At 64.6% G+C, this 23,065-nt stretch carries 18 protein-coding genes, 1 tRNA gene and 1 pseudogene; 12 read left to right on the top strand and 8 right to left on the bottom strand.

Annotation, left to right across the window (positions count from 1 at the left end; genetic code table 11):
• Positions 1–49 precede the first annotated feature (49 nt).
• A complete protein-coding gene (locus RT614_RS18115) occupies positions 50–277 on the bottom strand; it encodes a DUF262 domain-containing protein (protein WP_313623512.1) in 228 nt (75 codons plus the stop codon).
• Between the two features lie 186 nt (positions 278–463).
• Positions 464–943 carry a helix-turn-helix transcriptional regulator gene (locus RT614_RS18110; RefSeq protein ID WP_313623511.1) on the bottom strand — a complete coding sequence of 160 codons (480 nt, stop codon included), beginning with the start codon at positions 941–943 and terminating at the stop codon, positions 464–466.
• Positions 944–1,105: 162 nt separating this feature from the next.
• Between RT614_RS18110 and RT614_RS18105 the strand changes: the two genes are divergently transcribed.
• On the top strand, positions 1,106–1,495 hold the full coding sequence (locus RT614_RS18105; protein ID WP_313623510.1) for a hypothetical protein: 390 nt from the start codon (positions 1,106–1,108) through the stop codon (positions 1,493–1,495).
• Positions 1,496–1,688: 193 nt separating this feature from the next.
• Here RT614_RS18105 and RT614_RS18100 read toward each other — a convergent pair whose 3' ends face one another.
• The 3 genes from RT614_RS18100 to RT614_RS18090 all read right to left on the bottom strand — a co-directional run bounded on the left by RT614_RS18100 (position 1,689) and on the right by RT614_RS18090 (position 3,910).
• Positions 1,689–1,880 carry a helix-turn-helix transcriptional regulator gene (locus RT614_RS18100; RefSeq protein WP_082878672.1) on the bottom strand — a complete coding sequence of 64 codons (192 nt, stop codon included), beginning with the start codon at positions 1,878–1,880 and terminating at the stop codon, positions 1,689–1,691.
• A 391-nt stretch (positions 1,881–2,271) separates the two neighbouring features.
• A tRNA-Leu gene (locus RT614_RS18095) sits at positions 2,272–2,356 on the bottom strand.
• A 165-nt stretch (positions 2,357–2,521) separates the two neighbouring features.
• The gene (locus RT614_RS18090) at positions 2,522–3,910 is read right to left on the bottom strand and encodes a uracil-xanthine permease family protein (RefSeq protein WP_313623509.1); all 1,389 of its coding nucleotides are present in this window, start codon (positions 3,908–3,910) and stop codon (positions 2,522–2,524) included.
• A gap of 204 nt (positions 3,911–4,114) precedes the next feature.
• Between RT614_RS18090 and htpG the strand changes: the two genes are divergently transcribed.
• From htpG to RT614_RS18070, 4 genes are all read left to right on the top strand, one after another.
• Positions 4,115–6,013: a molecular chaperone HtpG gene (htpG, locus tag RT614_RS18085; protein ID WP_313623508.1), complete on the top strand. Its 1,899-nt coding sequence runs from the start codon at positions 4,115–4,117 to the stop codon at positions 6,011–6,013.
• 244 nt (positions 6,014–6,257) lie between these two features.
• A complete protein-coding gene (locus RT614_RS18080; protein WP_313623507.1) occupies positions 6,258–6,509 on the top strand; it encodes a helix-turn-helix transcriptional regulator in 252 nt (83 codons plus the stop codon).
• On the top strand, positions 6,509–7,768 hold the full coding sequence (locus RT614_RS18075) for a type II toxin-antitoxin system HipA family toxin (protein ID WP_313623506.1): 1,260 nt from the start codon (positions 6,509–6,511) through the stop codon (positions 7,766–7,768). Before RT614_RS18080 ends, RT614_RS18075 begins: the two co-directional genes overlap by 1 nt.
• Positions 7,769–7,957: 189 nt before the next feature.
• Positions 7,958–9,157 carry an MFS transporter gene (locus RT614_RS18070; protein WP_313623505.1) on the top strand — a complete coding sequence of 400 codons (1,200 nt, stop codon included), beginning with the start codon at positions 7,958–7,960 and terminating at the stop codon, positions 9,155–9,157.
• Between the two features lie 95 nt (positions 9,158–9,252).
• Here RT614_RS18070 and RT614_RS18065 read toward each other — a convergent pair whose 3' ends face one another.
• Positions 9,253–9,933: a GntR family transcriptional regulator gene (locus RT614_RS18065; protein ID WP_313623504.1), complete on the bottom strand. Its 681-nt coding sequence runs from the start codon at positions 9,931–9,933 to the stop codon at positions 9,253–9,255.
• Positions 9,934–10,246: 313 nt separating this feature from the next.
• Between RT614_RS18065 and hydA the strand changes: the two genes are divergently transcribed.
• From hydA to RT614_RS18035, 6 genes are all read left to right on the top strand, one after another.
• On the top strand, positions 10,247–11,698 hold the full coding sequence (gene hydA, locus RT614_RS18060) for a dihydropyrimidinase (protein ID WP_313623523.1): 1,452 nt from the start codon (positions 10,247–10,249) through the stop codon (positions 11,696–11,698).
• Between the two features lie 44 nt (positions 11,699–11,742).
• Entirely contained in the window at positions 11,743–13,185 is a 1,443-nt protein-coding gene (locus RT614_RS18055) for an amidohydrolase family protein (RefSeq protein WP_313623503.1), read from the top strand.
• Between the two features lie 71 nt (positions 13,186–13,256).
• Positions 13,257–14,861: an ABC transporter substrate-binding protein gene (locus RT614_RS18050; RefSeq protein WP_313623502.1), complete on the top strand. Its 1,605-nt coding sequence runs from the start codon at positions 13,257–13,259 to the stop codon at positions 14,859–14,861.
• Between the two features lie 2 nt (positions 14,862–14,863).
• Positions 14,864–15,805, top strand: a complete 942-nt coding sequence (locus tag RT614_RS18045; protein WP_313623501.1) for an ABC transporter permease — start codon at positions 14,864–14,866, stop codon at positions 15,803–15,805.
• A 10-nt stretch (positions 15,806–15,815) separates the two neighbouring features.
• Positions 15,816–16,712: an ABC transporter permease gene (locus tag RT614_RS18040; protein WP_313623500.1), complete on the top strand. Its 897-nt coding sequence runs from the start codon at positions 15,816–15,818 to the stop codon at positions 16,710–16,712.
• A gap of 1 nt (position 16,713) precedes the next feature.
• The gene (locus RT614_RS18035; RefSeq protein ID WP_313623499.1) at positions 16,714–18,366 is read left to right on the top strand and encodes an ABC transporter ATP-binding protein; all 1,653 of its coding nucleotides are present in this window, start codon (positions 16,714–16,716) and stop codon (positions 18,364–18,366) included.
• 88 nt (positions 18,367–18,454) lie between these two features.
• On the opposite strand, the pseudogene RT614_RS18030 reads toward RT614_RS18035, so the two are convergent.
• Positions 18,455–18,589, bottom strand: a pseudogene (locus tag RT614_RS18030) (addiction module antidote protein); the annotation flags it as partial.
• 183 nt (positions 18,590–18,772) lie between these two features.
• A complete protein-coding gene (locus tag RT614_RS18025; RefSeq protein ID WP_313623498.1) occupies positions 18,773–19,486 on the bottom strand; it encodes a PAS domain S-box protein in 714 nt (237 codons plus the stop codon).
• Between the two features lie 400 nt (positions 19,487–19,886).
• Here RT614_RS18025 and RT614_RS18020 point away from each other — a divergent pair, with 400 nt between their 5' ends.
• Complete coding sequence (locus tag RT614_RS18020) at positions 19,887–23,057, top strand: autotransporter domain-containing protein (RefSeq protein WP_313623497.1); 3,171 nt, start codon at positions 19,887–19,889, stop codon at positions 23,055–23,057.
• Positions 23,058–23,065: the final 8 nt, after the last annotated feature.

Below are 23,065 nucleotides of genomic sequence, written 5' to 3'. Positions count from 1 at the left end.
AACCTTCGCTCCGATCGTCTATCAACCAATGTCTACTTGACAGGGGTGCTTACGCTCGCAGGCCGAATTTTTCCTGAGGTTCCACTACGATGGCCCCGAGGAAGTGGGGGGCGGGAGTCGTTCCAGTTAGCCGTTCGTCAGCCTTGTCCTTAATATCGTCCCACAAAAGCTGCCACTGCTCTCCCAAGGTCCAGACGTAAGCCCGCTGGTAAAACGGCACCTTGTACTGCTTACGATCTTGGAACACCTGCTGGATCGTCCATGTCTCCGACTTCATGCCCACTCCCGTTACTATTGATAACAGGATTATGCCAGTCTGTCTCTCAAGTGGCACAGGCGCTGGAAGAAGAGCGTCTCAAAATGCCTTATGTATGGCGGATATGAATATCAGCTTGGGGTCTCTCACAGACCCTTCATAAAATGGCCCCTACTCAGACTATGAGTAGGGGCAGAGCACTTCGCCTTAATCTTGAAAAACAATACGCCTCGACTCCCACCATGCCTGCGAGGGTCGGAACACGTCAGCCTGCTGAGCTTGTTGATACAGCAAGACAATGAGCATCTTCACAGGCACAGGTAACGTCGCTAGATCACTTTCCTGGATCTGAGCTTCCGCTGCCGATGGCGATGCGCACACAGTACTCAACGCCTTTGCCAGCCTTTCCTCCAACGGAGGAACTTCCTCGAGGAAATCCGACGCATCGAGCCTGCCTGCCAGCACGAAGCCAGCCACCGGAGGCACGCCCAGATAAGTAGCGAATGCTCTCAAGTGCTTATCGCTGACATTTTCCAATGGCTTGTCACCCCTCATGAGCTCAGATAGATAGTTCTGGCTGATGCCCACGCAGTTCGCGACATATGAAATGCTGTGTGACCTCTGATGCATGGCCGCACGTAGCGCCAGCCTCAGATGATGCCCCGTCTTTTCTTTTTCCTTTTCCACTTTATGACCTATTGGGTTATCGGGCACATGCCCAACCCGTATAGGTCGCGTCAACACCTTAGCTACGGACGCCAATGGCGTGAATCTGTCGTCGCTGGCGCTGGTTTCTGAGGGCTAGACTTAAAAAAAATACGCTCCAGTCTTTTTGAACTGGAACGTCTGATGACCGATTTTCACCCTAACGCGTTTGATACCAGCAGCTTAAGTGAGTCAGCAAAACGCATTCTTCGTACTTTGATCCTGTTAGGCCTTCAGCGAGGTACTGGCGGCACCCTTGCGGTATCCATTGAGACGCTGAGTGCTGCCGCTGGCCTCGACCAGGTTGAGCGCTCTGTGTTTTCTATTAAGGAGCTGCTTGCGCAGAGCATGATGGCACTTGCATTACTCATCCCTAGGGATGACGAGGACGATGAGGCACCTGAAGCCAGCTGCCCGATTTTCCGAGCTGTCCGGCTCATTGATGACCAGATCTTTTTTGAGTTGAGCCTACCGGTCTATAGTCTTTCGATGCGTGAGTTGGACGACTTATTGCCCATTCGGCCACTTAGATAAACGGAGGAGGCTGCAGATAAGCCGCCAGTCCGCAGGAGCCATGACGTACGGCAGTCCCATCCCTCGTAAGGGTGGCACCCGTATGGGAAGTTTTGCACCCAGGCCCGAAGCAGCAGTAGCCGCTTCGGGCTTTTCTATATCTCGGCCCAGCAGGTTGTTGGCCAACCGAATGCCCGCTCACCTGAGCGCGGCGCTACTCTCCATTTCCGCTCAGCGTCGCAACCAAGCGATCAATATCACTGCGTCGCCAGGCTGAGGCCCGAGGGCCGAGCTTCACGGGGGCTGGATATCGTCCTGCTTGGATGCCCACGTACCAGGTTGCCCGAGATACGGGAATGATGGCCAGCACATCGCGGATGCGCAAAAAAGACTCTGTTGTTTGCATTACTCACTTCCTTCCCCCAAAGTGAAGCCGGAAGATTGTCCTCGATACCGTTATGTGTTCCTCCACCAAGCGACAGGGGAGCATCACTGGGTCCGGTGGCGTCCTATGACGTCCGGGTGAGTATAGGAAGGCAAGGGGTAGCTGACTGAGGCAATTTCAGCAGAAGTGTGTCAGCCCAGAAGCGTCCTGTTCGGATGGGCGACTGCTTGTGGCGCGAGGAAGGCGTACTTGCGGGGGAGCTGCTGCCAAACTCGCGACCTGGGTGCATGAATTTGCAACGGCAAAAATACTGTGCACAGGACTGTGCACAAGAAAAAACTGTGTACAACGGGGATTTAGCGAGACGTGGGGAGCGTCTAAGAAAACCATTGAAAATCAAGGATTTAATCAATGGTGCCCGGGGCCGGAATCGAACCGGCACGCCTTGCGGCGGGGGATTTTGAGTCCCCTGCGTCTACCAATTTCACCACCCGGGCAAGGGGGTCGCGAACACGTCCAGATGACGGCTGCGGGAGATGCGAAGACCGCGATTATATGCGGTCTTTTCTAACTTGTCAGGTGACGGCCTTGCGGGCCGCCCGTCAAAGGAGCCAGCCCGGGCGACGCAACCAAGCGCACCCGAGCCTAAAGTCCCTTAAACCTTACTTCTTCTCAGGCAAGAACCAGTTCATCACCAGCGCGCAAATCCCGCCGGTGGCAACACCCGATTCCAGCACGCTCTTCACCGAATGCGGCAGGTGAGACAGGATTTCCGGCACTTGCGACACGCCCAGGCCCAAAGCCAGCGATACGGCGATGATCAGCAGCGCACGGCGGTCGAGCTGGATGCCGGCCAGGATATTGATGCCCGACGCGGCGACCGCGCCGAACATCACCATTGCAGCGCCGCCCAGGACGGGTTCGGGGACGGCTTGCAGGACGCCGGAGACGACGGGGAAGAGGCCCAGCAGGACGAGCATGCCGGCGATCCAGACGCCGACGTGGCGGCTGGCGATGCCGGTGAGCTGGATGACGCCGTTGTTCTGCGCAAACACCGAGCTGGGGAAGGTGTTGAAGACGCCGGCCAGCAGCGAATTCGCGCCATTGACGAGGACGCCGCCCTTGATGCGCTGCATCCAGAGGGGGCCTTCGACGGGCTGCTTGGATACTTTGCTGGTGGCGGTGACGTCGCCGATGGCTTCCAGGGACGTGACCAGGTAGATGATCAGCATGGGCACGAACAGGGCCCACGAGAAGCCCAGGCCGAAGTGCAGGGGAACCGGGACCTGGAAGAGGGCGGCTTCGCGGGCGCCGGTGAAGTCCAGGCGGCCCATGTAGGCGGCGGCGATGTAGCCGACGGCCAGGGCCAGCACCAGGGCGGTGCTGCGGATCCAGACAACGGGCACGCGGTTGAGCAGGATGATGGTGCCCAGGACGAGGCCGGAGAGGGTCAGGTTTTCGGCGCTGGCGAAGGTGCCGTTGGCCATGGCGCCGAAGCCGCCGCCCATGCTGATCAGGCCGACCTTGATGAGGGTCAGGCCGATGAGCAGGACGACGATGCCGGTGACGAGCGGGGTGATGAGTCGTTTGACGAAGGGCAGGATGCGGCTGATGCCCATTTCGACGAAGGACCCGGCGATGACGACGCCGAAGATGGCGGCCATCACGGCTTCGACCGGGGTGCCTTGCTTGACCATGACGCTGCCGCCGGCGATCAGGGGGCCGACGAAGTTGAAGCTGGTGCCCTGCACGATGAGCAGGCCGGCGCCCAGGGGGCCGAAGCGCTTGCACTGGACGTAGGTGGCGATGCCGGAGATGACCAGCGACATGGACACGATCAGGGTGGTGTCGCGGCTGCTGACGCCCAGAGCCTGGCAGATGAGCAGGCCGGGGGTGACGATGGGGACCAGGATGGCCAGCAGGTGCTGCAGGGCGGCGACGAAGGCGACGGGAGGCGCGGGGCGGTCGTCGGGGCCGTAGACCAAGTCGTGGCTGGGGGCGTCTTCGGGCGCGCTGTGGGGGGCAGGTTGGGTGAGGGAGGCGGGTTGCATGGCGGAGTGCCGGCCGGGAGGGGGAGGTAGAAAAGTGCGGGATTTTACCGGGGACAGCCGGTTGTCAGGTTGCATCGCCGCCACCCGGACTTGAAAAGTTCCCATAGGCCCCCACATCAGTAGGGTTTCCCGGAGACTGCGCGGGCGCATCGCCCCAGCAGCCGGATATTCCGTCCCTAATTTATTTTCAAGCCACGTAGAACTATGAGCCAGACCGCCACGAATTCCGCGTCCGAAACCCTGGGGTTCCAGGCCGAGGTGAAGCAACTGCTGCACCTGATGATCCATTCGCTGTACAGCAACAAGGAAATCTTCCTGCGCGAGCTGGTGTCGAACGCGTCGGACGCTTGCGACAAGCTGCGCTTCGAGGCCATCGACCAGCCTGAACTGCTGGAAGGCAACGGTGAACTGGCCATTACGGTCAGCTACGACAAGGCCGCCCGCACGATCACGATCTCGGACAACGGGATCGGCCTGTCGCGCGAAGAGGCGGTGGCGAACCTGGGCACGATTGCTCGTTCGGGCACGCGCGAGTTCTTCTCGCAGCTGACCGGCGACAAGCAGAAGGATGCGCAGCTGATCGGCCAGTTCGGCGTGGGCTTTTATTCGTCGTTCATCGTGGCGGACAAGGTGACGGTGGTCAGCCGCCGCGCCGGCTCGTCCGATGCGATCCAGTGGGAATCGGACGGTCAGGGCGAGTTCACGATTGCGGCCGCCGAGAAATCGGGTCGCGGTACGGATGTGACGCTGCATCTGCGCGCCGACGAAGATGAGTTGCTGAACGGCTGGAAGCTGCGCGAGATCCTGCGCCGTTATTCGGACCACATTTCGCTGCCGATCCGCATGGCGAAGGAAGAGTGGGATCAAGAGAAGGGCGAGCAGGTCAAGACCGACGAGCTGGAAACGGTGAACCAGGCGAATGCGCTGTGGGCCCGCAGCAAGTCGGACGTGACGGAAGAGCAGTACCGCGAGTTCTACAAGACGGTGTCGCACGACTACGACGACCCGCTCGCCTGGACGCACAACCGCGTGGAAGGCCGCAGCGAGTACACGCAGCTGTTGTATGTGCCGAAGCACGCACCCATGGATATGTGGGACCGCGACGGCCGCCATGGCGTGAAGCTGTATGTGAAGCGCGTGTTCATCATGGACGACGCCGATCAACTGCTGCCGTCGTACCTGCGCTTCGTGCGCGGGGTGATCGATTCGGCGGACCTGCCGCTGAACGTGTCGCGCGAGATTCTGCAGGAAAGCCGCGACGTGCGCGCCATTCGTGAAGGCTCGGCCAAGCGCATTCTGTCGTTGCTGGAAGACCTGGCAGAGAACAAGGCGGAAGACTACGCCACGTTCTGGTCGGAGTTCGGCCAGGTGCTGAAAGAAGGTGCGGGCGAGGATTCGGCGAATCTGGAACGCATCGCCAAGCTGATGCGCTTTGCGTCGACGAATTCCGGCGACCAGGCGCAGACGGTGTCGTTCGCCGACTACGTGTCGCGCATGAAGGAAGGCCAGGACAAGATCTACTACGTGACGGCGGACTCGTTCGCCGCGGCCAGCAACAGCCCGCACCTCGAAATCTTCCGCAAGAAGGGCATCGAAGTCCTGCTGCTGTCGGATCGCGTGGACGAGTGGATGCTGTCGTACCTGCGTGAATTCGATGGCAAGTCGCTGGTGTCGGTGGCCAAGGGCGGCCTGGACCTGGCGGAACTGGCCGACGAGGAAGAAAAGAAGCATCAGGCCGAAGTGGCCGAGGACTTCAAGCCGCTGGTCGAACGTCTGCAGAAGACGCTGGAAGAGCAGGTCAAGGAAGTGCGCGTGACGCTGCGTCTGGTGGACTCCCCGGCGTGCGTGGTGGTGGGCCAGAACGAACTCAGCCCGCACCTGCTGCGCATGCTGAAGGCCGCCGGCCAGGAAGCGCCGAACGTGAAGCCGGTGCTGGAAATCAACCCCGAGCACCCGCTGCTGGCCCGCATCCGCGCGGCCGACGACGGCGAGTTCGACCAGTGGGCGCGTCTGCTTCTGGATCAGGCTTTGCTGGCCGAAGGGGCGCAGATTGCGGACCCGGCGGCGTTCGTGAAGCGTTTGAATGCGCTGCTGCTGAAGTAAGCGGCAAGCTAGAGGGAAGAGAAGGGGCGTCCGGGAGGACGCCCTTTTTTGCGCAATGACCGAGAAAGTACCGCTCGGTAACCCGGATCCAAGTTTGGACGTTGCAATCCAGCAATATTCCCGAACGGTAATAAATCACCAAAAAGCGGCGATAGGTGCCTACAAATTACCGATCGGTAATTTATTGTTGGTCGGTCTAGTTGGAAAGCGCTAATATTCCCGAACGGTAATGGGAGAGACGGCAATGGAATACCAAGTCGACGCATTTCCGGTCGCAGTCCATTCTTCGGCCGAACTGGGAGAGCTGGTGAGGGCCGTCCGGCGCTCGCAGGGCCTCCTGCAAGCGGATCTGGCGGGCTTGTCGGGAACGGGTAATCGTTTCGTGGTGGATCTGGAGCGTGGCAAACCCACGCTGCAATTGCAGAAGGTGCTGGACATGCTGGATCTGCTAGGCCTGGAAGTCCAGGTGGTGCCCAAGCCGGCGAGGCTCCCGTGATGCCTGACGCGCTCGATCTCTATCAGGAAGGCCGCAAGGTCGGCCGCCTGTTCGATGAAAGGCCGCTGCGCTTTGTGTACGACGATGCGTGGCTTGATCGTCCGGGCGCGCACCCGATCGCGCCATCGGTGCCACTTTCGCGGGGCGACCAAGCCAGCGAAGCGGTTCATGCATTCTTCGAGAACCTCCTGCCCGAAGGTCACGTGCGCAAGTTCCTGCAGGTCAGCCGACACGCGACGACGGTGTTCGGACTGCTACGGAGCGTCGGAGGCGATACCGCCAGCGGGCTGACGATACTGCCGCAGGGGGAATCACCCGCGCCAGCGCATTATCGGCCCACGACGTGGGCAGACATCGCCGCACGCTTGCAGCAAACGGGCGTGCCCGCGCTCGTGGCAGAGAACGTCGAGGGCACCAGGATTTCGCTGGCGGGAGCACAGGACAAGCTTCTGTTGACGGTCCTGCCGGATGGATCGCCCCTGCTGCCTGAAGGCGCGGCGCCGTCTTCGCACATTCTCAAGCCTGATATCCGTGGCCTGGACGGCGTGTGGGCTTCGGCCCTGAACGAGACGCTGGTGATGCAGTTGGCGAAACGGCTTGGACTTGGAGTGGCCCAGGCCGTCTATCAACCCGATACGCGTGCGTGCCTGATCGAGCGTTATGACCGCGTACCGGATGGGCAGGGCGGATTGCTGCGGATGCATCAGCTGGACCTGTGCCAGTTGGCGGGCAAGCCTTCGGGCGTGAAGTACGAATCGGATGGCGGTCCGACGTTGAGGGACTGCCGCGAACTGCTGGCGGCGATGGGCGTCGGAGGGGCGGATGTGAAGCGGTTCCTGCAATGGATCCTGTTCAATCTGCTGGTGGGCAATAACGACAGCCACGCAAAGAACCTGTCAGTGATTCTGCGTGAAGACGGTCGCTATCGCCTGGCGCCCTTTTACGACCTGATGTGCACGGCGATGTACCCGGGATTGAGCGCCAGGTTCGCTTTTTCGATTGGCGGAGAAGACAAGCCGGGCGCCGTAGGCAAGGAGCAGTTGGACGCGATGGCCCGCGATCTGCGATTCGGTGCCCGCTATGCCGCAACGGTGGCTCAATCCCTGATCTCGGAATTGCCCGATGCTTTGGCGCAGACACAGGCGGTCTTGGTGGCGCAGGCAAGCGCGGGAACTGAGCGCACCCTGCTCGAGCGCCTTGGGCAGTGGATAACGTCGAACACGCGTAAGCACGCAAAACGGTGGGGACTGCGCGCTTAAGGGCTCGGCCGGCTCTGGCGGACCTCTTCGATTAATGACCCCAAGTCAAAAGTGTTTGCCTGCCAGACGGCTTTTTCTGCAAGGATCGGGCCGTCATACTGCACCCCTGTCTTTCCGATGCGCCGGCCAGTTCTGGCCGGGAGCGCCCCAGGAACGTCCTGCCGGCGCCGTCGAACCCAAGGAACTTGCATGAATCCCCAAGAAACCAAGCCGGTGAAGGCCGGTCCGCCGTTGTTGGCGCTTGCCGTCGGTGCGTTCGGCATCGGCGTGACGGAGTTTTCTCCGATGGGCCTGTTGCCCGTGATCGCCGACGGCGTGAATGTGTCCATTCCCAGCGCGGGCATGCTGGTCAGCGCCTACGCCATTGGCGTGATGGTCGGCGCGCCGCTGATGACGCTGGCGTTTTCGCGCTGGTCGCGCCGCAAGGCGCTGATCCTGCTGATGGCGATTTTCACCATCGGCAACGTGCTGTCGGCGCTGTCGCCCAATTACACGACGTTGCTGCTGGCGCGGCTGGTGACCAGCCTGAACCACGGCGCGTTTTTCGGCCTGGGGTCGCTGGTGGCCGCCAGCGTGGTGCCGCGGCACAAGCAGGCCAGCGCGGTGGCGACGATGTTCATGGGGCTGACCATCGCGAACGTGGGCGGCGTGCCGGCGGCGACGTGGCTGGGACAGACGATCGGGTGGCGGATGTCGTTCTTCGCGACGGCCGTGCTGGGCCTGATTGCGATGCTGTCGCTGTGGCTGGCGCTGCCGGCGGGCGAGGCCGGGCGTCGTCCGAATGTGCGCCACGAATTGGCGGTGCTGCGCAGCCCCGCGGTGCTGCTGGCGCTGCTGACCACGGTGCTGGGCGCGGGCGCGATGTTCACGTTGTACACGTATATCTCGCCGACGCTGGCGGAGATCACTGGCGCGTCGCCGGCCTTCGTGACGGGCATGCTGGTGCTGATCGGCCTGGGCTTTACGCTCGGTAATGGTGTTGGCGGCCGCATGGCCGACCGCTCGCTGGATGGCACGCTGATTTTCTTCCTGGTGCTGGTCATTGCCGATCTGCTGGCGTTCCCGTGGCTGGCGTCCACGCCGGTCGGCGCGGCGATTGCGCTGCTGATCTTCGGCGTGGCGACGTTCGCGGTGGTGCCGCCCCTGCAGATGGGCGTGATGCGCGCCGCGACGGACGCGCCGGGCCTGGCGTCGTCGATGAATGTGGGCGCGTTCAACCTGGGTAACGCGGTGGGCGCGGCGGCCGGGGGCGCGGTGATTTCGGCCGGCATGGGCTACGCGGCGGTGCCGATTGCCGGCGCGGTGATCGCAACGGCCGGCCTCGCGCTGGTGCTGGTGCAGCGTGCGGGCAATGTCCGCCGTCGCAAGCTGGCGATGCAGGGCTGCTGATCTCCGGCCTTCGGGCTGGGCAATGAAAAGCCAATGAAAAACCCCGGCGGGCGGCCAATACAGGCTTTCCGCCGGGGTTTTTCATATCTGGCCGATCAGAACTTGAAGACGTCTTCCAGATCGACCGATTCTTCCACCGATTCCAGCTTCACGCTTTGTTCGATGTGTTCCAGGTGATGCAGGGTCAGTTCTTCTGCGCGCTTGGCGTCGCGGGCGGCGATGGCCTCGGTGATGAGTTCGTGCTCGTCGTCGCGGCAACTGGTGGCGGTGGGCAGGTTGTACAGGAAGATGACCAGGCAGGTCAGCGTGGACAGTTCGCGCATGGTGCGCGCCAGTTCGCCGTTGCCCGCCAGTTCGCTGAGCAGGATGTGGAATTCGCCAGCCAGCCGGATGATGGCGCGCTTGTCGTCGCGTTTGCGGGCGTCGTGTTCCAGCACGACGTGTTCGCGCAGGCGCGCCAGCTTTTCGGGCGTCAGGTTTTGCGTCAGTCGGCGCACGACGGCCGGTTCGATCAGCCTGCGGGCCTCGAAGACGTCGCGGGCCTTTTCAATGGACGGCTTGGCCACGTAGGCGCCGCGCTGCGGAAACAGTTCGACGATCTGCTCATGCGCCAGCCGCGCCAGGACCTCGCGGATGCGGGGGCGGCTGACCTCGAAGATTTCGGCCAGGCGCTCTTCGACCAGCTTGGTGCCGGGCTTGAGGCGGTTGTCCAGGATGGCGCGGTAGATGCGCTCGTAGATGCCGGTGACTGAGGTTTCGCGTTTGTCTGATGCCATGGGCTCGTTGTTGGTTTGCGCGTTGCCAAGGCGGGATCGCCGCCGTGGGTAGTGAGCGGTTCTTTGCCGCTTGTAGACGTCATGTTGTCTGCAACCTGACGGGTGAACGTGAAGATACTCGATAGAACGCCGTTGTTGGAAACGCGGCGAATCGCAGTCAAAAATAATGTTAACAATTTGGACTTGAAATGTATATTTCAGGGTAATCACTAGCGTAATCATTTTTGTATTCGGCCTAGAATCCGCTCACGACATGCCCCTGCCGGCCGCGTTTCGCGGCAAGGAAAAGGGCGGATCAGACGGGCTGACGCATATGACGAAGCAAGGTTTTGATCTGGTGCTGCGCGACGCGGTGCTGGCGACCGCCGGTGATACCTGCCGCGCGGATCTGGGGATTTCAGACGGTCGCATCGTGCAGATCGGGCGCGGCCTGCCGCAGGGGCTGTGCGAGATTGACGTTGCCGGACGCGTGGTGACCCCGGGCGGCGTCGATGCGCATTGCCACCTGGACCAGCCCATGGCGCCGCCCGTGAAGCTGGCCGACGACTTCTACACCGGCACGCGCTCGGCCGCCTGCGGTGGCACGACCACCGTCATCCCCTTCGCCGCGCAGCGCAAGGGCGGTACGGTGCAGGACGCCATCGACGACTACCACCGCCGCGCCGAAGGCCGCGCCTGCGTCGACTATGCCTTCCACCTGATCCTGACCGATCCCTCGACCGCCGTCCTGAACGAAGAACTGCCGCGCCTGATCAAGGCCGGGTACACGTCGTTCAAGCTGTACATGACTTATGACGCGCTGAAGCTGTCCGACGGCCAGATCCTGGACGTGCTGGACGTGGCGCGCACGCATGGCGGCATGGCGATGATCCATGCCGAGAATTCCGACTGCATCGCCTGGCTGACGCGCCGCCTGGAGGCCGCGGGCCGCACGGCGCCGCGCTTTCATGCGGTGTCGCGGCCGACGCTGGTGGAGCGCGAGGGCGCGCACCGCGCGATCGCGCTGTCCGAGCTGATCGATGTGCCGATCCTGCTGGTGCATATCTCGGGCGGGGAAGCCGTGGCGCAGATCCGCGAGGCGCGCGCCAAGGGCCTGAACGTCTATGCGGAAACCTGTCCGCAATACATCCTGCTGACCGCGCAGGACCTGGGCACGGACGACAGCTACTTGGGCGCGCGCTGCGTGTGCAGCCCGCCGCCGCGCGACGCGTCCAGCCAGGAAGAGATCTGGCAGGGCCTGGCCGACGGCCTCTTTACGGTGTTCTCGTCGGATCACTCGCCCTTCAACCTGACCGGCGAAGACGGCAAGACGCCGGGCGGCAAGGAAGTGGCGTTCCGTCATATCCCGAACGGCATTCCGGGCATCGAGACCCGCATGCCGCTGCTGTATTCGGAAGGCGTGCTGGGCGGTCGCATCAGCCTGAACCGCTTCGTGGAACTGACCGCGACCCAGCCGGCGCGCGCGTACGGCCTGTACCCCCAGAAAGGCACGCTGGCCATCGGCAGCGACGCCGATCTGGTGATCTGGGAAGAGCGCGAGTTCACGCTGACCAACGAGCACCTGCACCACGCGGTGGATTACACGCCCTATGCCGGCATGACGCTGCGGGCATGGCCCGCGATGACGCTGCTGCGCGGGCAGATCGTATGGGACGGCGCGCGCTTTGCGGGCGCGCCGGGACAAGGACAGTTTCTGCCGCGCGGGCTGCCCAGCCTGGCGCTGCCCAGCGCCCGCAAGGGCGCGCAGCAGCCGGCCTGGCGCTAGCGCGCCGCTCGGACACCAGTGATTCATTTCCGGAGGATATTGCGTTGAAAACTACCCTGATCAAGAACGCCGAGGTTGTGGTTGCGTGGGACGAGGCGCGCCAGCGGCACGTGTATATGAAGAATGCCGATGTGGCGTTCGCGGACGGGCGCATCACGCACGTGGGGCCGGGAGCGCAGGCCGCCGCGCCGGACGCCGAGGTCGTCAGCGGCAGCGGCATGATGGTGATGCCGGGCCTGGTGGACATCCACAGCCATCTGGTGCATGAGCCCATCAACAAGGGCTACACGGACGAGACCGGATCGGCGGGCCTGTACAACTCGAACCTGTACGAATACATGCCCACGATGGAAGGCGACGAGGAAGCCGCGCCCGCGCAATTGACGCTGGCCGCCGCCGAACTGTTGATGTCGGGTGTGACGACGGTTGTGGATATGTCGGTGGCGCACGAGCACTGGATCGACATCATGGTGCAGAGCGGGCTGCGCGCCTACATCGCGCCGATGTTCCGGTCGGCGCGCTGGTACACGCGCAACGGCCACGTCGTGGAATATGACTGGAACGAGAAGGCCGGCGAGGCCGGCATGGAGCGCGCGCTGGCGCTGATCGACAAGGCCGAGGCCCATGAATGCGGCCGCCTGACGGGCATGCTGGTGCCGGCGCAGATCGACACCTGCACCCCGGAGCTGCTGAAGGCCAGCCACCAGGAAGCCAAGCGCCGCGGCATCGGCTGGCAGACGCACGCCGCGCAGTCGCTGCCGGAATTCCACGAGATCACGCGCCGCCATGGCCTGACCCCGGTGCAGTGGCTGCACAGCCTGGGCGTGCTGGATCCGGGCAGCATCGTGGGCCACGGTATTTTCGTGGACGACCATCCGAACACGCACTGGAACACGGCGACCGACTTGTCCATTCTGTCCGAGACCGGCGCCAGCGTGGCGCATTGCCCCACGGTGTTCATGCGCCGCGGCATGGCGCTGCGCGATTTTGGACGCTACCGCCGCGCGGGCATCAACCTGGGCATTGGCACGGACACCTATCCGCACAACATGATCGAGGAAATGCGCCACGTGGGCTATCTGGCCCGCCTGATGGCGCAGACGCCGCGCGCGGTCACCACGGGCGACGTCTTCCACGCCGCGACCGTCGGGGGCGCGAAGGCGCTGGGCCGCGAGGACCTGGGCCGGATCGCGGTCGGCGCCCGCGCCGACCTGGTGATGGTGGACATGACCCATCACCTGATGCGTCCGTCGCGCGATCCGGTGCGCAGCCTGGTCTATGCCGCCGCCGACCGCGCGGTGCACACGGTGTACATCGACGGCCGCCGCGTGGTGCACGAAGGGCAGGTGAACTCGCTGGATTACCGCCAGGCCGCCGAACAGGTGGACGAAGCCCAGCGCCGCGCCGAGGCGCTGGTGCCGTCGCGCGACCTGGTGGCGGGCCGCAGCGCCGAACAGATGTCGCCGTTGTCGTTCGACATCGTCTGATCCGATCAACGTTCGATTCGAAGGGGCCGGCGACAGGCCCCGTTCATCCATAAAAACTTCAAGGGAATGAAATGGCTTACCTGAACGCAGACAGACTCGAAAACCGCTATGGCCTTGCCCGCGTGGGCGCCGCGCTGGCGTTTGCCGCCGCCATGGCCTGGGCGCCGGCGCAGGCCGAAACGCTGACCGTGGTGATGGCCAGCAAGCTGACGGTGCTGGACCCGGTGCTGACGGCGTCGCACCAGACGCGCAATCACGCCTACATGATCTACGACACGCTGCTGGCGACGGACGCGAACAACAAGGTCCAGCCGCAGATGGCGGACAAGTGGGAGATCTCGCCCGATGGCAAGACGTACACCTTCACGCTGCGCGACGGCCTGAAGTGGCACGACGGCACGCCCGTCAAGGCCGAGGACTGCGTGGCGTCGATTCAGCGCTGGGCGCAGTCGGACAAGACCGGCCGGCAACTGATGCCGCTGGTCGCGTCGATGGACGTCGTTGACGACAAGACCTTCAAGATCGTGCTGAACGCGCCCGCGGACGTGCTGGCGGCGCTGGGCAAGCCCAGCGGCCTGCCCAGCTTCATGATGCCCAAGCGCGTGGCGCAGACGCCGGTGGCGCAGGCCATCACCGACTACACCGGGTCGGGTCCCTTCAAGTTCGTGCAAAAGGAGTTTCAGCCCGGCGTGAAGACGGTGTACGAAAAGAACACCGACTACGTGCCCCGCAAGGAGGCGCCCAGCTGGACGGCGGGCGGCAAGGTCGTGAACGTGGACCGCGTGGAATGGGTGGCCATGGCCGACCCGATGACCACGGTGAACGCGCTCCTGGGTGGCGAGGTCGACTACATCGAAACCGTGCCGTTCGACCTGGTGCCGATGGTGAAGAGTTCGCCGGACCTGACGCTGCGGGTTCTGGACAAGATGGGCTACCAGCCCATGTACCGCTTCAATCAGCTTCATGCCCCGTTCAACAACAAGCTGGTGCGCCAGGCTGCGATGTACGCGGTGGGCCAGGACGACATCCTGAAGGCGCAGGTGGGCGATCCGGAATTCTTCAAGACCTGCGGCGCGGTGTTCGGCTGCGATCTGCCGTATTCCAGCAATACGCGCGCCGACATGATCGTGCCGTCCAACATCGAAAAGGCCAAGGCGCTGCTGAAGGAAGCCAAGTATGACGGCGCGCCCGTCGTGATCCTGCACGCCACCGACATCGCCATGGCGTCTGCGATTCCGGTGGTGATGGCGCAGCAGTTGCGCCAGGCCGGCTTCAACGTGCAATTGCAGGCCATGGACTTCATGACCATGCTGTCGCGCCGCGCCAACCGCGATGTGCCGGCCAAGGGCGGCTGGAGCATTTTCGTGACCACGTGGCACGTCAGCGAAATCATGGACCCGCTGCGCAACTACGGCGTGTCGGCCAACGGCGAGAAGGCCTGGTTCGGCTGGCCGACCGTGCCGCAGGTGGAATCGCTGCGCGACAAGTTCCTGGTGGCTGCCACCGAGCCCGAACGCAAGCAGATCGCGGATCAGCTTCAGGACGTGATGCTGGATGAGGGCGTGGCGATCACGCTGGGCCAGATCGAGACGGCGGCGGCCTACAGCAAGAAGCTGTCGGGCGTGCTGGATTCGCCGGCGCCGGTGTTCTGGAACATCAAGAAAGCCGGCCAGTAAGCATGTTCAGCTACATCCTCAGACGCGTCCTGGCCACGGTCCCCGTGGTCTTGACGGTGGCCGTGCTGGTGTTCTGCCTGCTGCGGCTCACGCCCGGCGATCCGGCGCTGATCCTGGCGGGCGATGCGGCCACCGACACGCAACTGGCCCAGATCCGCGAGCACATGGGACTGGACCGGTCGCTGGCCACGCAATTCCTGCTGTGGGGCGGGCAGGTGCTGCAGGGCGATCTGGGCACATCGCTGCATTCCGGAACGCCGGTCACGGCGATGATCGGCAGCCGCGTGGGGCCGTCGCTGGCCCTGGCGCTGTCGACCATCCTGCTGTCCACGCTGATCGCGGTGCCGCTGGGCGTGTTCTCGGCCTGGCGGCGGGGAACCCGCTCGGACCGCGCGGTGATGGCGTTTTCGGTGCTGGGCTTTTCGGTGCCGATCTTCGTCACCGGTTATGCGCTGATCCTGCTGTTCGCCATGAAGCTGGGATGGCTGCCGGTGCAGGGGTACAAGTCGCCGTCGGCGGGCCTGGTGGCCTTCGGCATGCACCTGTTGCTGCCCACCATTGCGCTCAGCATGGGCTTTGTCGCCCTGATCGCCCGCATCGCGCGCAGCAGCGTGCTGGAAGTCATGGGTGAAGACTTCATCCGCACTGCCCGCGCCAAGGGCATCACCGAGCGCGCCGTGATGATGGCGCACGCGCTGCGCAACGCGGCCGTGCCCATCATCACCGTGATCGGCGTCAGCATCGCGCTGCTGATCAGCGGCGTGGTGGTCACGGAATCGGTGTTCAACCTGCCCGGCCTGGGCCGGCTGGTCGTCGAGTCCGTGCTGGCGCGCGACTACCCGCTGATCCAGGGCCTGATCCTGCTGTTTTCGCTGGTCTACATCGGCGTCAACCTGACCATCGACGTCCTGTACTCGGTGTTCGACCCGCGCATCCGTTACTGAAGGAACCCGCATGTCCACTTCCATACACTCGATCGCGGGTGGGGCCGGTGTCGCGCCCGCCGCCCGCAAGCGGCCTCGCTCGGCACTGGTGCGCACGTTGTCCTCGTGGCCGGTGATGGCTGCGCTGACCATGCTGGCGGTCATCGTGCTGGCGGCGATATCGGCCAACCTGCTGGGCCTGGCCGACCCCATGGCCATCAACCCGATGCAGCGGCTGAAGGGGCTTTCCGCCGAGCATTGGTTCGGCACCGACGCCTACGGCCGCGACGTGCTGTCGCGCGTCATCCACGGCGCGCGGATTTCGCTGATGATCGGCGCCGGCACCGCGATCGCCGCGCTGATTCCCGGGCTGGTGCTGGGCGTGATCGCCGGCTACTTCCGCGCGGCGGACATGGTCATCATGCGCGTCATGGACGGCATCATGTCGGTGCCCAGCATCCTGCTGGCCATTGCGCTGGTCGCCGTGACGGGCGCCAGCATGCTGACCGTGCTGATCGCGATCGCCGTGCCCGAGTTCCCGCGGGTGGTGCGCCTGGTGCGCGGCCTGATCCTGAGCCTGCGCGACGAACCCTATGTGGAAGCGGCCATTTCGCTGGGCACGCCCACGCGCATCCTGATGATGCGCCATTTGGTGCCCAACACGGTGGCGCCCCTGATCGTGCAGGGCACGTTCATCTTCGCGTCCGCCATGCTGTCGGAAGCGGTGATGAGTTTCCTGGGCGTGGGCATGCCGCCCGAATTCCCGTCGTGGGGCAACGTCATCGCCGAAGGCCGCATGTACTTCCAGGTCAGGCCCGAACTGATCCTGCTGCCGGGCCTGTTCCTGGCGCTGACCGTGCTTAGCGTGAACATGCTGGGCGACGCCATGCGCGATGCGCTGGATCCCAAGATGGCGCGGAGGGTCTGACATGAACGATTCCACAATGCCCGTCCTGCAAGTGCAGAACCTGTCCGTGCAGCTCGTGAGCGAGCCGGGCGATGACGCGCGTCACGTGGTCGAGGGCATCAGCTTCGATATCCACGCAGGCGAGACGCTTTGCGTCGTCGGCGAATCCGGTTCGGGCAAATCCGTCACGTCCTTTTCGGTGATGGGCCTGCTGGCGCCCGATGCGCTGCGGCCCAGCGCGGGCCGCATCCTGCTGGACGGCGAGGACGTGCTGGCCTGCACGCCGGAGCGCCTGCGCGAGCTGCGCGCCACTCGGATGTCCATGGTGTTCCAGGAACCCATGACGGCGCTGAACCCCGTGCGGACGGTGGGCTGGCAGATCGACGAGGTGCTGCGCACGCACAGCGGCATGGACGCCGCCGCCCGCAAGCGCAAGATCCTGGACATGCTGGAATCGGTGCGGCTGCCGGATGTAGAGCGCATCTACCAGTCGTATCCGCATCAGCTGTCGGGCGGGCAGCGCCAGCGCATCGTCATCTGCATGGCGCTGATCCTGAACCCCAAGCTTCTGATCGCGGACGAGCCCACCACGGCGCTGGACGTGACCACGCAAAAGCAGATCCTGGCGCTGATCCTGGAACTGCAGAAGTCGCACAACACGGCGGTGCTGTTCATTACGCACGACTTCGGCGTAGTGGCCGAGATCGCGGATCGCATCGCGGTGATGAACCGCGGCCGGCTGGTGGAAGTGGGCACGCGCGATGAGATCCTGGCGCGCCCGAAAGAGGCCTATACCCGCATGTTGGTGTCGTCGGTGCCGGGCCTGGCTCCGTCGGCGCGGCAGGCGCCGCAGGGCGAGCCCGTGCTGGTGGTGAATGGCCTGCAAAAGACCTACGCCGAGCGCGGCTTCTTCAAGGCCAAGCGCATGGTCCACGCCGTGCGCGACGTCAGCTTCACGCTGCGCAAGAAGGAAATCGTCGGCATCGTGGGCGAGTCGGGTTCCGGCAAGTCCACGCTGGCGCGCTGCATCGCGCGCCTGATCGATCCCAGCGACGGCAGCGTGCGGCTGGACGGCGTCGAGATCGCCACCGCCACCAAGCGCGAATTCCATCCGGTCCGCAAACGCATCCAGGTGGTGTTCCAGGATCCGTACCGGTCGCTCAATGCGCGGATCCGCGTGGGCGATTCCATCGTCGAAGGCATGCGCAATTTCGGCGTGCCGGAAGACGAGGCGCGGGCGCGCGCCATCGAACTGCTGGACATCGTCGGCCTGGGCCCGGACACCATGGACCGCTACCCGCACCAGTTTTCGGGCGGACAACGCCAGCGCATCTGCATCGCCCGGGCGCTGGCGCTGAAGCCGGACATTCTGATCGCCGACGAAGCGGTGTCGGCGCTGGATGTGTCGGTGCAGGCGCAGGTGCTGGAACTGATCGAAGACATCCGCGCCCGCACCGACACCGCGGTGCTGTTCATCACCCATGACCTGCGCGTGGCGGCGCAGATCTGCAATTCGATCGTGGTGATGAAGTCGGGGCAGATCGTCGAGGCGGGGGACGCGGCATCGGTGCTGACCCGGCCGCAGGATGGCTACACGCGTCAATTGCTGGACGCCGCGCCGGGCAGGCATTGGGACTTCAAGCGGTTCCGGCCGGCGGAGGCAGTGTTGCAGTAAGAGGCGAGGCAGGCGCGGCGCTCATGCGCCATGCAGGCTAGCCGCCTTGCGTATGCTCGAACGGCTGCACCGCCAGCCGCAATCCCATTGCAAGCTGCCTTAGCGCGATCAGAACCTCAGCCTGGTCGCCGTCTTCCATCATGCTATTGATCAGGTCTGCGGCCAGGGCCGGGTCACTGCGATACAGCTCCGCCATCGCTTCGTCGTGGGGTCTGCTTTTCATGGTCGTTGGTCCCGAGCCGTTCTGTAGCCACGGCATTATCAGTATCGGTGCGTGATGTCGTGCAAGCCAATGGTCATTAGTTGACGAATTCGAGTCAAGCCGAGCTGGTCCTGGATTGGCGGATTCGGCGCGTCGAAATGCATGATCTTAGGATTTGATCGCGAGCGCCTCTCAAATGCACGCCTACGCCGCCCTCGGCGCTTCGCCGCGTTGCCGGCATTCGATCGGATCGTAGAACTGGTAGCCCATCCCCCTGACCGTCGCGACTGGCAGCTTGCGGTCGCAGGCCTGCTCCACTTTCCTGCGCAGGCGGCGCATCTGCGTGTCCAGGCTGCGTCGGTCGTAGGTCCAGTAATCCTTGCCCAACGCCTCCACGATGGCCTTGCGGCTGGCGCCTTCGTCATGGGCGGCGAGGGTGGCCAGGACGGTGTAGTCCTGGTGCGACAAGGGGATGGGCGGCGCGCCGGGCGGGACCAGGCAGGGGGGCGAATAACAGAGCTGCCATGGGGATGCCGTCGGCGGCTCGGAAGCGGCTTCCGCTGCCGCATGACTGCGCCGTTCGGTGACGTCGCGGGCAACGGCGACACGGATCTTTTTCTCGGGGTACCAGCGGGCGGACCACGAGATATGGACGATGCCGCCGTCCTTGCGCACGTAGCGATTTTCGAAGTCGTATTGCAGCTTGCCGCTCATCAGCCGGCCAACGGCAGCCAGCGTCGCCGGACGGTCGGGCTCGTAGATCAGGTCCATCATCTGGCGACCCACCATTTCGTCGGGGGAGTAGCCGAAGATCTGCTCGCAGGCGCCGGTGACGGTAAGAAACGTACCGGACTCGTTGACGACACAGACAGCGTCCAAAAGCATGGGCATCAAGTCGGCGGGCGGCGGGGCGGACATGAGGATTCCTGTTTGGTATGAAGACACCGGTAACGTCGTACCCGGCGCAGGCGGCGGCCAGTTTAACCAGACTTGATTTCGGGATGCGCGCTTTTTCGTGCGCCGCCAGGCGTGATTGCCGGGCTCAACGCTCATCTTTGCTCAGCATCGCGCTCATCTTTGCTCAGCTTTAGACGCTGGCAAATCCATATACTCCCCGTCGCCGCGGCCCCTGAAGCACACATTCCCGCGGCCGACCTCCGCAGTCCGCCTCCACCGATGGCCGTGCGCCATCGGACAAGGCGCGCTTGACGACTGCCGGAAGCATGCCGATCCGCGCCGACGCCGAAGCGTGCGATTGAAGGCTGCAACGCAGCTTTTGGAATTGCACGCCCGGGCGTCTCCGAAATGGAAGCCAAGAATGAACCTGAAGCGCCTGTCACCGATGAATCCCGTCTTTTCCGTGCGTCCTCTGTCCGCCGCCATTGCCCTTGCGGCGGCCGGCCTGGCCTCGCCTTCCGCGTCCGCCGCGACCGTCACCTGGGTGGGCGGCGGAGGGGGCGATTATTGGAGCTTTCCCGCGAACTGGACTGGCGGCGTGCCCGGAAGCGCAGACGACGCCTATGTGGGCGCCGGCGTTGTCCAATTGGATGCGCCGGGAGAGGCTGCCTCGCTGTTGCTGGGCGATACCGCCGTTGGCGCGCTGGTGTTCCTGCCTGGCGCAAACCTGACAACCGGCAGCTTCGTGGTGGGCAACGCCGCCGGCTCGAATTCGGCTGCCGTTCTGGGCGCGCTGGGGTCCGGCAACATCTGGAAGACGACGGATGGAACGATCGCCAAGGGCGTCGACAGCATGGGATCGGTGTCCGTGTCGGGTACGGGCAATAAGCTGGAGGCGTCGACGAATCTGTTCGTGGGGGAGTACGGATCGGGTTCGCTGAGGGTCGAACGCGCAGGCGTGGTCCAGGCCGGTCTGCTGGTCGCAGGTCGCAGCGGAAACGCCTGGGGCGACATTCTGGTGACAGACGCCGGCTCGACACTGCAGGCGGACAGGGTGCTGGTCGGCGGGGACGAACTCGGGCCGGCCAGCACGAGCGCTCGGGGCTCGGTGCGGGTGCTGGCTTCCGGGGCGCTCGTCGCCACCGAGGTCAGCGTGGGCGACGCCGTGTCCTCTTCCGGGTCCGTGCAGGTCAATGGCGCGGGCTCTTCCCTGGAGTCGGCGTTGCCCGTGCGCGTGGGCAACCTCGGCGCCGGCTCGATCGAAGTCAGCGATCGAGGACGCGTCGAGAGCGGCGGGCTGGTCGCGGGCAACGGAGCAGGATCGACCGGCACCGTGTCGCTGTTCGGCGCCGGTTCTTCGTGGACCAGTTCGGGGCCCGTGGCGATCGGCAACGAGGGCAGCGGCATCCTCTCCATCACTGGCGGCGCGACGCTGAGCGGAACATCCGGCTGGGTGGGCGTCAAGGCGGGCAGCGTCAGCTCGGCCTCGATCGGCGGCGCCGGATCCTCCTGGACCAGCAGCGGGATCTTTGTCGTCGGCGACGGCAACGGCGCGCGTGCCGGGGTGGGCATCGCCGACGGCGGACAGCTATCCAGCATGAATGGCACGGTGGGCAGGGGCGCTGGCTCCTATGGCAACGTCACGATCACCGGCGACGGTTCGAACTGGACGTCGACGGGTCCGGTGACTATCGGCGACCAAGGCGAAGGGCGGCTGCTGGTGATGTTCGGCGGCGCGCTGAACGCCAGCGAAGTCGTCATCGCCAACGCCGCCGGTTCAAAGGGCACGCTGGTCGTGGGCGCGCCCGCGGACTTCGGCGCGGCGCCCGTCGGTGTGTTGAACGCCCCGGTGCTGCGGTTCGGCGCGGGCAACGGCGAACTGCTGTTCAACTTCGTCGGCTCCGCCCTGACGTATGGCGGCAGCATTCAAGGCAATGGCCAGGTCAACATCATGGCCGGCGACGTGATCCTCACCGGCAACAGCAGCAACACCGGCATGACGACGGTGTCGGGCGGATCGCTCAAGGTGAATGGCGCGGTGGCGGGGCCGGTCAGCGTGGGCACGGGCGCGACGCTGAGCGGTTCGGGCTCGGTGGGATCGACGACCCTGGCCAGCGGATCGACCCTGAGCCCCGGCAATTCCATTGGCACGCTGACGGTCAACGGCGACCTGACCTTTGCGCCTGGATCGACCTATCGCGTGGAGGCCGCGCCGGATTCCGCCTCCAGCGACCGCGTGGTGGTGAACGGCATCGCCCGCCTGGCCGGATCGGTGCTGCATGTGGGGCCGGACGGCAACTTCACGCCGAATCTCAGCTACACCATCCTCAGCGCGAATTCCGTTCAAGGCCAGTTCGACAGCGTGTCCTCGAATTTCGCGTTCCTGGATCCCCGGCTGTCCTACAGCGCCACGGACGTAAAACTGGGCCTGTTGCAGACGCGCGCCTTCCCGACGGGCGCCAGTACGGCCAACCAGCGCGCCGTGGCCGGCGCCCTGGAGAGCTTGGGCACCGACAGCGCGCTGCGCCAGTATGTCGCCACGCTGGCGCAGGGGCAGACCGAAGACGCCTTCGACAGCTTGTCCGGCGAGGTGCACGCCAGCATTTCCAACACCTTGCTTCAGAATGCGGCGCAGGCGCGCGCCACGCCCATGGCCAAGCTGCGCGCGAATCTCCAGGCCAATGCGCGCGCGGGCAGCCCGACCGCGTCGTCGGGCGCTTCGGACGCGCCGGTGTCGGCCTCGCAATTGCCTGTGGCCGGCGCTCTGCCGGCCTGGGCGGAAGTCGTGGGTAACTGGCAGACCATCGACGGTGATGGCAACGCCGCGCGCATCCGCCAGCACGTGGGCGGCCTGTTCGTGGGCGCCGACCGCGACGTGGGCGCAGGATGGCGCGCAGGCGGCGCGTTGGGCTTTACCGACAGCAAGGCGCGTGTCGACGAGCGCTCTTCAGAGGCCGACGTGGGAAGCTACAGCGCGTTGGTCTATGGCGGCAAGTCCTTTGCGTCCGGCCCAGGCGCCTGGCAATTCATGGCGGGGGCGGGCTACACGTGGCACGACATTTCGACGCGCCGCTACGCAAACAGCCAGACCGGCGCGCTGACGGCGGACTACGGCGCCAGCACCAGCCAGGTCTTTACCGAACTTGGATATGCCTGGAAGCTGGCCGAGCGCACGACGCTCGAGCCGTTCGCCGGGCTGGCCTGGAGCGACCTGCGCACCCGCGGCTTTGCCGAGACGGGCGGCGCCGCCGCCCTGTCCGGCGAGTCCGGCAGCACGCAGCAGACGTACACCACCCTGGGCCTGCGCGCGGCGCAGGGATTCGACACCGCGGCGGGCCGGGGCCGCGTCTTTGGGACCGTGGGCTGGCGCCACGTGTTCGGCGACGTGAAGCCCGAGTCGGTCCTGGCGTTCGACGCCGGACAGCCCTTTACCGTCGCGGGCGCGCCCATCGGCCGCGACGCCGCGTTGCTGGAATTGGGCGCGGAGGTGGCGATCGCCAAGTCGGCATCGCTGGGCCTGGGATATTCCGGGCAGTACGCCAGCGGCAGCCGGGATCATTCCGCTAATGTGAACGTGCGCTGGCAGTTCTGATGCGCCGA

The organism is Achromobacter sp. (assembly GCF_032102605.1).
Lineage (GTDB): Bacteria > Pseudomonadota > Gammaproteobacteria > Burkholderiales > Burkholderiaceae_B > Achromobacter.
This window is presented reverse-complemented; position numbering and strand designations above follow the sequence as displayed.

What these genes read in the sequence shown, in the direction of transcription:
- RT614_RS18045 (WP_313623501.1), top strand. Translation starts at nt 14,864, where the DNA reads ATGTTCAGCTACATCCTCAGACGCGTCCTGGCCACGGTCCCCGTGGTC.
- RT614_RS18105 (WP_313623510.1), top strand. Translation starts at nt 1,106, where the DNA reads ATGACCGATTTTCACCCTAACGCGTTTGATACCAGCAGCTTAAGTGAG.
- RT614_RS18075 (WP_313623506.1), top strand. Translation starts at nt 6,509, where the DNA reads ATGCCTGACGCGCTCGATCTCTATCAGGAAGGCCGCAAGGTCGGCCGC.
- hydA (WP_313623523.1), top strand. Translation starts at nt 10,247, where the DNA reads ATGACGAAGCAAGGTTTTGATCTGGTGCTGCGCGACGCGGTGCTGGCG.
- RT614_RS18080 (WP_313623507.1), top strand. Translation starts at nt 6,258, where the DNA reads ATGGAATACCAAGTCGACGCATTTCCGGTCGCAGTCCATTCTTCGGCC.
- RT614_RS18070 (WP_313623505.1), top strand. Translation starts at nt 7,958, where the DNA reads ATGAATCCCCAAGAAACCAAGCCGGTGAAGGCCGGTCCGCCGTTGTTG.
- RT614_RS18065 (WP_313623504.1), bottom strand. Translation starts at nt 9,933, where the DNA reads ATGGCATCAGACAAACGCGAAACCTCAGTCACCGGCATCTACGAGCGC.
- RT614_RS18035 (WP_313623499.1), top strand. Translation starts at nt 16,714, where the DNA reads ATGAACGATTCCACAATGCCCGTCCTGCAAGTGCAGAACCTGTCCGTG.
- RT614_RS18115 (WP_313623512.1), bottom strand. Translation starts at nt 277, where the DNA reads ATGAAGTCGGAGACATGGACGATCCAGCAGGTGTTCCAAGATCGTAAG.
- RT614_RS18050 (WP_313623502.1), top strand. Translation starts at nt 13,257, where the DNA reads ATGGCTTACCTGAACGCAGACAGACTCGAAAACCGCTATGGCCTTGCC.
- RT614_RS18100 (WP_082878672.1), bottom strand. Translation starts at nt 1,880, where the DNA reads ATGCAAACAACAGAGTCTTTTTTGCGCATCCGCGATGTGCTGGCCATC.
- RT614_RS18020 (WP_313623497.1), top strand. Translation starts at nt 19,887, where the DNA reads ATGAACCTGAAGCGCCTGTCACCGATGAATCCCGTCTTTTCCGTGCGT.
- htpG (WP_313623508.1), top strand. Translation starts at nt 4,115, where the DNA reads ATGAGCCAGACCGCCACGAATTCCGCGTCCGAAACCCTGGGGTTCCAG.
- RT614_RS18025 (WP_313623498.1), bottom strand. Translation starts at nt 19,486, where the DNA reads ATGTCCGCCCCGCCGCCCGCCGACTTGATGCCCATGCTTTTGGACGCT.
- RT614_RS18090 (WP_313623509.1), bottom strand. Translation starts at nt 3,910, where the DNA reads ATGCAACCCGCCTCCCTCACCCAACCTGCCCCCCACAGCGCGCCCGAA.
- RT614_RS18040 (WP_313623500.1), top strand. Translation starts at nt 15,816, where the DNA reads ATGTCCACTTCCATACACTCGATCGCGGGTGGGGCCGGTGTCGCGCCC.